This is a genomic window from Spiroplasma endosymbiont of Lariophagus distinguendus (genome assembly GCF_023846195.1).
GTDB lineage: Bacteria > Bacillota_I > Bacilli_A > Mycoplasmatales > VBWQ01 > Spiroplasma_E.
The window spans coordinates 1-10,155 of the sequence record NZ_JALMUW010000039.1 but is presented as its reverse complement, the minus strand read 5'-3'; the positions used below and the strand labels follow the sequence as shown (position 1 = coordinate 10,155).

Genomic DNA, 10,155 nt, shown 5'->3' with positions numbered 1-10,155 from the left:
TCTACAGTTAACTGTGTAAATTATAATCCTTTTAATTTTTAAAAAAATCGTAAGTATTACTTACGATTTCTATTTTGTTTACGTTCATTTTCAGTCAAGAATTTTTTACGCATACGAATATTTTGTGGTGTTACTTCAACTAATTCATCGCTAGCAATAAATTCTAAAGATTCTTCTAAACTAAAAATAGTTGGTGGTGTTAATCTAACAGCTTCATCATTACCTGAACTTCTAGTATTTGTTAATTGTTTTGCTTTGCAAGGATTAACATCTAAATCTTTATCACGATTACTTAAACCAATAATCATTCCTTCATACACTTTAGTTTGCGGTTTAACAAATAAAGTACCACGTTCTTCTAAAGAATTTAAAGCATAAGGTAATGTTGTGCCTGTAATCATACTTACTAGAACGCCATTTCTATTATTATTAATTTCGCCTTTTAATGGTTCATATGTAAGGAAACTACGAACCATAACACCAGTTCCGCGAGTAATATTAACGTATTGACGACCAAATCCAATTAATCCTCTTGTTGGAATATGAAAAATAATTTTATCACGAACATTATCAGAATCCATATTAGTCATAATACCTTTTCTTAGATTTAAATTATTAATAACAGTACTACTATATTCAGTAGGATGATTTAAAATAATTTCTTCGACTGGTTCAGTGGTGTGTCCTTTTTCATCTTTTTTAAATACTACTTCCGGTTTAGAAATACCTAATTCAAAGCCTTCGCGACGCATATTTTCAATTAAAACAGATAAATGTAATTCACCACGACCAAAAACTTTAAAACCATCAGCATTACTTCCAGATAATTGTTCTATTTTTAAACCAACATTAGTTTCTAATTCTCTTGTTAAACGTTCTTTAATTTTATTACTAGTTACTAGTTTACCTTCAGTTCCAGAAAATGGTGAATTATTAACAAGGAAATTCATTGACATTGTTGGAGCCTGTATTGTAATTGGTTCCATTGGCACAACATTATCTTTATCACAAATAGTATTACCAATTGTTATATTTTCAATACCCGCTATGCAAACAATATCACCAGCAACAGCGTTTTTAACAGCTACTCGTTTTAATCCTTGATAAACAAATAAATATTTTACTTTAGCTTTTCTTTTTAAATCATAATCATCAACAACAATTATTTCTTGTCCTTCAGAAATAGTACCTTGAAATAATCTACCAATTCCAATTCTGCCAATAAAACTATCATAATCTAATGAACTAATTTGCATTTGTAAAGGCTCATTATATTTTACTAATTTAGAAATTTTAGCATGTTTAATAATTGTTTCAAATAATGGTTCTAAATTTTCACTTGGTTGATTCAATTCATATTGGGCAATACCTTGTTTAGTAATTCCATAAAGTGTTGGAAAGTCTAACTGTTCATCATTAGCATTTAATTCCATAAAAAGTTCTAATACTTCATCTTTTACTTCTTCAATTCTTTGGTCCTTTTTATCAATTTTGTTAATCATTAAAATTGGATTTAAGTTATGTTCTAATGCTTTTTGCAATACAAAACGAGTTTGTGGCATTGGTCCTTCAACACTATCAACTAGTAAAATAACACAGTCTACTGTTTTCATAATTCTTTCAACTTCAGAGGAAAAGTCAGCATGACCAGGTGTATCAATAATATTAATTTTTGTATTACCATGCATGATTGAACAATTTTTAGAATAAATAGTAATTCCTCGTTGACGTTCTTGATCATTACTATCCATTATTTGTTCAATAATAACTTGGTTTTGATGAAAAATATTTGATTGCTTTAATAAAGCATCAACTAATGTTGACTTTCCAACATCGACGTGTGCTATCACTGCAATATTAATAATTTTTTGTTCAGCAGAAACTTTTTCTTGTTCAGACATTTTTCATTCTCCGTTATTCTTAAATTTTGACATTATATAAATTATACGCAATATTTTTAAATTTAGTAAAATAATTAAAAAAATAATTTATTTAAAATGATTTTTTGACATATAATAATTATTTAAATCTTATGATTTGTGATTTTTTTTCATTTTCATGAGTTTTATTTCTATATTTACTTTTTTCATTATTATTTAAAAAATTATTTTGTTGTATTTGTTCGGTTAATAAATATGTTTGTATATCATTAAAATTATTTGTATATATAAAACTACTACTAGGTTTTGATATTTTTATTTCGATAAATAAACTGTCTTTAGTGTGTGTTTCTAATGTATTAGTATAATGTTTTATTAATTAAAGATGTGTTAATTTTTGTTGTTAATTCTCATATTTGATTTTTATTTGGTAATGATAAATCTAATGGTTCTTGTTGCAGTCTTTGTTTTTTACTTGATAGTGATAAATCTAATGGTTTTTCATTTTTTAATTGTTCTGAAAATTGATGAGATATTGTAAATAAATATTGTAATTCTTCATCTGTTATGTTTTCTTGATTTATTAATTCACCTACAAATAAATTTAATTCAGTTAATATTTCAAATAATTGTTGAGGTTCTTTTTTATATTTATTAATAAAAAAACTAAATTTTTTTATTTGTGCTAAATATTTGTTTAAAATTTTATTTAATTTCTTTTTTATCTTTTTGTTTTTATTAAATTTTCTTTGAATTTTATTTATGTATTTTCTAATATTTTCTAATTCTAAAAAATATTTTTGTTGTTTATATAAATCATTATTGATACTTGCAATTGCATTAGTTATTTCAGAAATTTTAAATTTGTAATTAATTAAAGTACTAATTTTTAAATTTCTATTCATCAATTCAAGTAATTTTTGTCTTCTTTCATTCATATTTTTGCCTCTTTCTATATTTTTGATAGTCTAATCTCAAATTTCTTAATAATTATCATTTGTGTACAAATACTAAAATTTCTATAATAACTACTTATATTTATTTTTTAGAATTAATATCTATTTAATTTAAAATTTTTCTATAAACTTTTTTAAAAGTTTTACACACTTTAATGATAACACTTTATAGAAATTGATAAAATTATAATAAATATTTCATTTTTTTATAAAACTATATTTTTATTTATTATTTTTTAAAAAATAATAAATAAAAACTGATAAAATCAAATTACAAAGTTATTTTAGATATTTCGGAGGCAAAAATAATGGCAAATAAAATATTAGTAATTCGTTCTTCTATGATTAAAAAAGAACTATCTTATTCTGAAAGTTTAGTATCTCGTTTTGTTAAATATTATCGTGAATTTCATCCAGAAGATTCAATAATTGAATTAGATTTAAATCAAATACCAATGGCAAGTATTACTATTACGCAAAAAAACTTTACTTCATATTTTAATGAAAAAGATTCTGATTATTATATTAATCAACTAAAAAATGTTAATAAAGTTATATATACAACACCAATGACAAATTTTAATGTTACTAGCATGACAAAAAATTATTTAGATCACATCTTAGTTGCTGGTAAAACTTTTGATTATAAATATACCAAACAAGGTGAAGCTAGAGGATTATTACCACATTTAAAAGTTCAAATTTTGGCGACACAAGGAGCACCATATGGCTGATATTTATGAGGTAATCATGCAACTTATTTAAAAGGGACATGAGAATTTGTAGGTGCTAAAGTAGTAGAACCAATTCTTATTTGTGGTACTAAGGTTCAAGAACTTCATCAAAATGATGCTAATTTACTTATTGGTTCTAAAATATTAGCAAAAGGTGGAGGTTTGCCAGCATTAGGGCCAGAAAAAACGATGGATAAATTTGAACAGTATATTAAAGAAGCAGCAAAAAAGTTTTAACTTTAAAAAATATAATTTTTGTGAATTTATCTTCAAAAAGTAGTAAAGTAAAATTGGCTTCTTAAATAAAGTCAAAATAATAAAATAGAAGGATGAAAAAATATTGACAGCATTAAGTGTTTTAACATTTGCATCAGCTGCAGGAAGTTTAACTGTAACTGTCTTAAACACAAGTTCCCAAAAAAATGATGTTTTAAATAATAAAACTCAACAAGATATAATTTACATTGATGAAAATGGCAAAAAAGTAATAACTAATAAGCATAATCTATCATATATAAAAACTACCAAAATTACTCAAATTGGATTTTATAAAAATGATCAGGGAGAAATTCAAGTTGTTAATATGCCAATAACAATTAAAGAAGTCCCAGAACAATTACCACCAGAAATAACTTCTTTGAGTTATATGTTTATTCATACAACATCATTTAATCAAGATTTGTCAAAATGAGATGTATCTAATGTAACAAATATGAGTTATATGTTTGCTGGTGCAAGAAAATTTAATCAAGATTTGTCAAAATGAGATGTATCTAATGTAACAAATATGAACAATATGTTTAGTAATGCATGAGTATTTAATCAAGATTTATCAAAGTGAAATACATCAAACGTAATAGATATGAGTTGAATGTTTTGCAGTACTTTAAAGTTTAACGGTAATATTTCAACTTGGGATACTTCAAAAGTAACAAATATGAGTTGAATGTTTTCCGTTGCAAATGCATTTAATCAAGATTTATCAAAGTGAAATACATCAAACGTAATAGATATGAGTTGAATGTTTTTATACGCTTTTTTATTTAATGGAGATATTTCATCTTGAGATACTTCAAATGTTACGAATATGAATTTAATGTTTGCTCATGCTTTAAAATTTAATCAAGATTTATCAAAATGAAATGTATCTAATGTTATGAAATACGAAAGTTTTTCTTTTGATTCAGGACTTCATAACTCAAAAAAATTACCAAAGTTTAAAAAAAATTTTTAATAATTTAAAATACTAATTTAAGATTTTTATAGTTTTTTATCCTAAATCTTCGTCCTTTATTAGAATTTCACGATTAGGATTTTGTTCAATTATTAATTGTTTGTAAATTGTATCACGATATTTTACACAACCATCAATAACATTATCTAAAGGATTTAGAGCAGTACGCACTTCAAAAAGATCTCCTTCATATTTTTGACGCATTGGTTTTGTACCTTTTTCAGTTTTAACTTCAATATAATATTCTTTAGCTAATTCTTCTTCAATAAATTTATCAACTTTTTTAATATAAGCTCCACCACCACAAATTGTGATTCCCTTACCTTTTTTCTTTAAATCACTAATACTTCCGGCAGCCTTGTCACCAGCAGTTCTTAGTACTCTACGAATGGCTGGAATAATATGTTCTTTGAATTGAGCTTGCATAACATTTTCACGAATTTCTTCTGGTGTAATTTCAATAGTTTTAGAAATTGACATTGTTTCTCCTGGTTGAGAATTTAATCTAGGTAATGAAAAACCCGAAATTGTGTATGGTTTTTCATCTTGATATTTCATAAGTGAGCCAATATTTTTAATAACATCTTCAGCTTCTTTTATTCCAACTTTTAAGGCATGTTTTTTTATAATATATTCTTGAACTTTTTGTATTAAATAGTCACCAGCACAATGTGTTGTATATGAATATAATATTGAATTATTACTAATAATAGCAACATCAGTACTGCCACCACCAATATCAATGCACATAATTGCACTTCCAAAAATATCTTGCCCTGACCCTAACGCTGCCATTTTTACTTCTTCTTGTACAAATCCACGGAGTGCTCCTAAACGATATACAATATTTTCTAAAGCTTCTTTTTGTACTGAATTAATTTCACTTGGTGTTGCCATCAACACAATCAAATTACGATTTTTATCTAATTTTTCATGTTTTTTTATAGAATTGTTATTAATTTCTTTTAAATTTTTAATTTCAAGTCTGAAATCTTGAAAAATTTTAGTAAGAATACGTTGTAAAGCATCTGGATCAGCAATATTACCATCACGAACTGGACGTTTAATAATAACGTTTTCATTTGTTTTGTCAGTTAAAGCCTTAGCCTCTTCACCGTAAAGAATTCTATTTTTTTCATAGTCTTCAGCTAAATAGGTTGGAGCATCATATCTAAGACCTATATTAATATGTCTAGCTTTAAAGTTTTCTGTTCCGATATCTAAAGCTAATCATTGATAATCAGTTATTGATTTAAGTTTGTTATTTTTCTGATTTAAATTTTCTTTTCTTGTTTTAAACATTTCTCTAATTTTCCCTTTCTTTAAATACTTAAATTTTATCTAAATTAATTTTACATTATTTTATAAATAAGTTATTTATATTAATTTATAAGGAAATATGGGATTAATGTTGATAATTTTTATTTATTATATTTTGTTTAAAAAACAGCAAAAACTTTGAAGTATGTAATATATCTAATTTTATAAATATTAAATTTAATTGAATAAATAGTTAAAAATATATTTTAATTATCTGAAAAAATCTCTGGTTTTTATTAAAAAAAGGAGATAAAATAATCATTGGAAAGGAAGGTAAAATTGAAAATAACTAATGATTTATTAAACAACTCACATATTATTTTTGAATCTAATATTAAAAATCAAATAGAAGCACTAACTAAAATTACTGATTTGGCATTTTCATTAGGTTATATTACTAATCGTGATGAATTACTAAAAGCATTTCTTGCTCGTGAACAAGAATCATCAACAGGTTTTGAAGGTGGAATTGCAATTCCACACGCTAGAATTAAATCAATTAAAAAACCTGCAATTCTAATATTATGTAATAATAATGGTGTTGACTGAAAAGCAATAGATGGACAATTAACAACTTTTATTATTGCGAAAGGGTCACCTCTAAGTTGCAATAATTATACTCTAGTGAAAAAGTAATTGAAACACTTTTTCTGGAGTATTTTTTATTTTTGTATGAAATCTTGTATTGTTATATTTTCAAATAGCATGGATTTAGAGATATTAAAAATAGAGTGGATGTGGAATTTAGCTCCTTTAAAATAAACAACTTTTTAAAGTTTTAAATACAGTTTCCACAAGTGCATTTTGATATGCATATTAATCTGTCATGCTTAATTGAATATTATTTTTTTCGCACACTCAATAATCATGAGTTCTAAATTGTATTCCACGATCGGTATGAATAATTGTATTGTATAAATTATATTTATTAGTCATATCTTTTAAAGATTTTATAAGGTGTGACTTTTCTTGATTTTTAGATCAGTGATGATGTAAAATTTTTCGTGAATAAAAATCAACAAATGCTCACAAATACAATTTTTGATTATTAATTTTAAATTCACTAATATCTAAAGCAATTTTTTCTAATGGTTTATTAACTTTAAAGCTAATGGTATCATCAGCTTGTTTTAATAAATTAGGTGCTATAAATTTATGTTGTGCTTTTTAATTTTGATTTTTTTCATAAGTTCCTTGTTTATGAATTGTTTAAACCTAATCTTTTCTATTGCTGAAAGTGATTTTTCTACCAATTTTTAAAATAGCTGCCATTCAGTTTATGACCATATTCTTGTTGACAACTATAATCTTTATCATCATCATCATAAAAGATTAAATTATTGCTTGATCATAACTATCATCAAACTTTGGTTTTCATTCTGATATCCGCGAATGTTTCACTTACGATATCCTTCATTAGAAATTTGTAGAAATTTAATAGAAAAGATTTTTAAATCCTTTTTCAATATAGATTTTAAATAATTTTATAACATTCATAAAGATAAGGTTTAAAGTGAAATGGTTTATTTTTTTGTGTGGTTTAGGTTTTTGTTTGTGGTTTTTTCAATTTTGACTGCGGTAGAGATAAGACTTTTCCAAAATTTCAATTTTAGTTTGTAGTAAAAATAATTCTTTTTCAACTCGTTTTTCATAATTTTTTAATGATTTCTTGCTTAAAATTCTACTCACAGTATTTACCTCTTGTTTTTTAATTTTAGTTCTTTTTGAAACTAAACTTTTTTCACCTTGCAAGTATCATTTTTGAATTCAAATATAAATTATTTTTCTACTGATTTTATTTTCTTTGCTTAATGTTGTAGCAGATTTACCAGCAAAATATTGTTCTATGATTTTTAATTTTAGTTCCTTATTATATCTTGTCATAAAAAGAGTCTCCTTACTAAGTTAAAACATTGTTTTTTGCAACTTAGGGGTGACCCTTTCACACTTGCAATTAAACTTGTAAATGAAGATTTTCGTAAAAAATTAAAAAATGCAAAAAATTCACAAGAAATAATATCGCTTATTAATGATGAAACAGTTAAAAATAGTACTAAAAAAGAAATAAAAACAATGAAAAACAAGGAAACAAAAAAAATTATTGGAGTTTCTTCTTGTACAACTGGAGTAGTTCATACTTACATGTGTAAAGAATTATTAGAAACCGCAGGAAAAGAACTAGGCTATCAAGTACATATTGAATGTCAAGGTCAAAAAGGACCAGAATATGTACTAACAGAACAAGAAATTAAAGAAGCGGATGTCGTTATTTTAGCAACAGATGTTGCAATTGACTTAGAACGTTTTATTGGTAAAAACATATACTTGTGGTACAAAACCAGTAGTTAAAGATGCTAAACAAACTATTAAAGAAAGTTTAACAAAAGCAAAAATATACGGTGAACCTAATGGAAATAGTGGTGATTTCATTTTAAATGCTTCGAAAGGTAAACCAGCAATTTTAAAACATTTATTAAGTGGAGTATCATATATGATACCATTTGTTGTTTTTGCTGGTTTAATTTTTGCTATTGTTGGTGGTATCGCAAAAGGTACTTTTGGTAATGGATTTGAATTTAAAAATTCATGAGAAGAACAACTTGCTTGATTAAAAACAAATCCACCAGGAGTTAATTCTGGATTAATTGGTGGTACAACGCTAATGCATGTATTAATGATTATTACATTTTTATTAGTATCACCTGGTACGGGAATGTGATTTGGATGAGGAGTATTTAATCTTACTGCTAGTTCTAAAATTGATGCAAGTCAACCTTTTCAGGGTAATGCTAATGTTTCATGAACATTATTTGGTGCTCTTTATGGAGGACTAATGGCTGGTTATTTAGTTCGATTTGTAAATTCATGAAAAGTACCAAAATGATTATTACCAATTATGCCAATTATTATTATTCCTGTTTTTTGTACAGCAATTATTGCAATTCCAACCGCTTTCTTTTTAGCAGCACCATTTGGATATGTAATGGGTGCATTGGATTATGGTTTAAGTTGAATGGGGTTACATCCAAATATAGGGTTTTAGTTGGATTATTATTAGGAGCAATGGTTGGATTTGATATGGGTGGTCCAATTAATAAAACAGCTGTTCTTGTTGCAACATCATTAATGGTACAAGATGGTGGTCGATTAATGGGACCAGTAGCAGCAGCGATTCCGATTGCGCCATTGGGTTGTGCATTGACATCAACAGTATTTAGTCGTAAATTATTTACAAAACAAGAACAATCATTAGGGTGAAATGCCTGATTATTAGGGTTTATGGGAATTTTTGAATCTGCTATTCCATTTGCAGTAAGAGATACATGAAGAACAATAGTTGCTAATGTTATTGGTAGTGCTGTTGCGGGTGCTTTAGCATTTGGTTTTGGTGTACTTGGTCATGTTGGGGCTTGAGGTTCTTTTATTATTGCTTTATTTGGTGGTGTTACTAATATTAATGGTAGTTATATTGGTATTTTATGATATGCAGTAGCTATTATTATTGGTACGGTAGTACAATCTATTATTTATACTTCACTTTTATTGCAAAAGCAAGGATTATATAGATCTTCAATTTTAACGTTATTAAATAAAATTGGAATTAAAACTAAAAATAAAAAAAGAAAATAATATTAATATATGAATAATAAAAAAAATTGATGATTTGAAAATCAATATAGTCGAAGTACAATAACTATTGATGATAAAAAAATAACTATTTATCATAAAGGATTAACAACTTTTAGTTTAAAAAAACAAACTAAAAATATTATTATGATTAATAATATTAATTATTTAGTTCTTAGAAAGCCAACTTTTTGACAGTGTGGGTACCTTTATTTTGTTTTAAAAAATGAAATTGAAAAAACCAATAATCAAGAAATTTTATTATCTAATTTATGTATAGCCTTCAAACGAAAAAATGAATTTAAAGAAGCAGAAGAAATTAAGAGTATTATTGATAATTTAATTATTTAAACTAAAAAAGCATTTTAATGTCAATATCGAGTGAAAATTTCCTAAAAATATTT

11 protein-coding genes are annotated in these 10,155 nt (G+C 25.4%); 7 read left to right on the top strand and 4 right to left on the bottom strand.

The genetic code is table 4. The features are described 5' to 3' along the window. Positions 1-56: 56 nt before the first annotated feature. The gene (gene typA, locus M0D11_RS04090; RefSeq protein WP_252320346.1) at positions 57-1,901 is read right to left on the bottom strand and encodes a translational GTPase TypA; all 1,845 of its coding nucleotides are present in this window, start codon (positions 1,899-1,901) and stop codon (positions 57-59) included. A gap of 338 nt (positions 1,902-2,239) precedes the next feature. Then, positions 2,240-2,818, bottom strand: coding sequence for a hypothetical protein (locus tag M0D11_RS04085; protein WP_252320344.1), 579 nt, complete (start codon positions 2,816-2,818; stop codon positions 2,240-2,242). Between the two features lie 326 nt (positions 2,819-3,144). On the opposite strand from M0D11_RS04085, the gene M0D11_RS04080 reads away from it, so the two are divergent. Then, a complete protein-coding gene (locus tag M0D11_RS04080) occupies positions 3,145-3,807 on the top strand; it encodes an FMN-dependent NADH-azoreductase (protein ID WP_252320342.1) in 663 nt (220 codons plus the stop codon). Positions 3,808-3,910: 103 nt separating this feature from the next. After that, positions 3,911-4,804 (top strand): BspA family leucine-rich repeat surface protein, encoded by an 894-nt coding sequence (locus tag M0D11_RS04075; RefSeq protein WP_252320340.1) that lies wholly within the window; start codon positions 3,911-3,913, stop codon positions 4,802-4,804. A gap of 36 nt (positions 4,805-4,840) precedes the next feature. On the opposite strand, the gene M0D11_RS04070 is transcribed toward M0D11_RS04075, so the two are convergent. Next, positions 4,841-6,106, bottom strand: a complete 1,266-nt coding sequence (locus tag M0D11_RS04070) for a rod shape-determining protein (RefSeq protein WP_252320338.1) — start codon at positions 6,104-6,106, stop codon at positions 4,841-4,843. A gap of 297 nt (positions 6,107-6,403) precedes the next feature. Here M0D11_RS04070 and M0D11_RS04065 point away from each other — a divergent pair, with 297 nt between their 5' ends. Next, the gene (locus M0D11_RS04065) at positions 6,404-6,760 is read left to right on the top strand and encodes a PTS sugar transporter subunit IIA (protein ID WP_252320336.1); all 357 of its coding nucleotides are present in this window, start codon (positions 6,404-6,406) and stop codon (positions 6,758-6,760) included. A 798-nt stretch (positions 6,761-7,558) separates the two neighbouring features. On the opposite strand, the gene M0D11_RS04060 is transcribed toward M0D11_RS04065, so the two are convergent. After that, positions 7,559-8,008 carry a helix-turn-helix domain-containing protein gene (locus M0D11_RS04060; protein ID WP_252320334.1) on the bottom strand — a complete coding sequence of 150 codons (450 nt, stop codon included), beginning with the start codon at positions 8,006-8,008 and terminating at the stop codon, positions 7,559-7,561. Positions 8,009-8,044: 36 nt separating this feature from the next. Between M0D11_RS04060 and M0D11_RS04055 the strand changes: the two genes are divergently transcribed. Genes M0D11_RS04055 through M0D11_RS04040 form a run of 4 tightly spaced genes read left to right on the top strand, consistent with a single transcriptional unit; the run spans position 8,045 to position 10,102 of the window. Continuing rightward, positions 8,045-8,473, top strand: coding sequence for a PTS fructose transporter subunit IIB (locus M0D11_RS04055; RefSeq protein ID WP_252320332.1), 429 nt, complete (start codon positions 8,045-8,047; stop codon positions 8,471-8,473). After that, positions 8,433-9,167, top strand: a complete 735-nt coding sequence (locus tag M0D11_RS04050) for a hypothetical protein (protein ID WP_252320330.1) — start codon at positions 8,433-8,435, stop codon at positions 9,165-9,167. The genes M0D11_RS04055 and M0D11_RS04050 overlap by 41 nt, the downstream gene beginning before the upstream one ends. Before the next feature lie 20 nt (positions 9,168-9,187). Next, the gene (locus tag M0D11_RS04045) at positions 9,188-9,754 is read left to right on the top strand and encodes a hypothetical protein (RefSeq protein WP_252320328.1); all 567 of its coding nucleotides are present in this window, start codon (positions 9,188-9,190) and stop codon (positions 9,752-9,754) included. Between the two features lie 9 nt (positions 9,755-9,763). Continuing rightward, positions 9,764-10,102, top strand: coding sequence for a hypothetical protein (locus M0D11_RS04040; RefSeq protein ID WP_252320326.1), 339 nt, complete (start codon positions 9,764-9,766; stop codon positions 10,100-10,102). Positions 10,103-10,155: the final 53 nt, after the last annotated feature.